1 protein-coding gene is annotated in these 262 nt (G+C 55.3%); it reads left to right on the top strand.

Annotation, left to right across the window (positions count from 1 at the left end):
* A partial coding sequence (locus AAZQ98_RS17660; RefSeq protein ID WP_434694146.1) for a hypothetical protein occupies positions 1 to 262 on the top strand: 262 nt, incomplete at both ends.

Genomic DNA, 262 nt, shown 5'->3' with positions numbered 1-262 from the left:
ACGGATGCGAATACTGACGCGAACACCGATGCGAACACCGATGTGAACACTGCGGATAACGCTGATGCGAACACCGATGCCAACACGGATGCGAATACTGACGCGAACACCGATGCGAACACCGATGCCAACACGGATGCCAACACGGATGCGAATACTGACGCGAACACCGATGCGAACACCGATGTGAACACTGCGGATAACGCTGATGCGAACACCGATGCCAACACGGATGCGAATACTGACGCGAACACCGATGCGA

The sequence above is a fragment of the Glutamicibacter sp. Je.9.36 genome (genome assembly GCF_051129975.1).
Classification (GTDB): domain Bacteria; phylum Actinomycetota; class Actinomycetes; order Actinomycetales; family Micrococcaceae; genus Glutamicibacter.
This window is presented reverse-complemented; position numbering and strand designations above follow the sequence as displayed.